The 714-nt window shown below is 36.4% G+C and carries 1 protein-coding gene; it reads right to left on the bottom strand.

The window, feature by feature from the left end:
- Positions 1 to 157 precede the first annotated feature (157 nt).
- Positions 158 to 712: a lysozyme gene (locus tag C9E89_RS22980; RefSeq protein ID WP_107010345.1), complete on the bottom strand. Its 555-nt coding sequence runs from the start codon at positions 710 to 712 to the stop codon at positions 158 to 160.
- Positions 713 to 714 lie beyond the last annotated feature (2 nt).

Raw genomic sequence — 714 nt, 5'->3', positions numbered from 1 at the left:
ATCTTTGTAATATTTTGCCACCAAAGTAAAAATATGAACATTAATAAATACAATGAATTATAAATTTTATAAAGTTTGGCCACGCTTGATATTAAGTTTGACCAAAGTAATATTTTGCAAATAGCATGTAGAGTGCTCAGATAAAAAAAGAAGGTAGTTAGACTGCCTTTTCAAACAACTTTCTTTCTACAGCTCGCCGATTCACCAAGCCTTGCATTCGCTTACCACCTGCTTTCACCCAGACATCGAATTGAGCAGCAGCACCTTTATAGTCACCTACATTTAATTTTTTAAGCAATGTAGAATCTGCAAAAGCACCTATTCCAATGTTGTAAGTCAATGATACCAACGCATCAAATTGATTTTGATTCAGTGGTACCTGAACTTTATTTACAGCAGCTTCAAATTTTTTAAGATCAGATGCCATGTATTTTTTGGCTTGTTCAACTGTACAAGTGTCGCCTTTTTTTACTTTCACGCCATTGATGACAGTTGTGCCATATCCAATGGTCCATACGCCTACACCGTCGTTGTAAGCCTTTAATTCAAGACCTTCAAAACTGCAAATGAGGTCGATGCCTGCCGGACTTGTAGTCTGTGTTGTTTTTGGCGATAAGTCATCAACTACCACATTAAGCTTATCCACTTGTGATTGTGTAAGTTTACCACCTGCGATTTTTCGTGCTTCATCAAAGAATTGTTTATTTGTCATCA

The sequence above is a fragment of the Acinetobacter sichuanensis genome (assembly GCF_003024515.2).
In the GTDB taxonomy this organism is placed as follows: domain Bacteria; phylum Pseudomonadota; class Gammaproteobacteria; order Pseudomonadales; family Moraxellaceae; genus Acinetobacter; species Acinetobacter sichuanensis.
The sequence above is the reverse complement of the archived record's forward strand: the minus strand, read 5'-3'. Positions and strand labels throughout refer to the sequence as shown.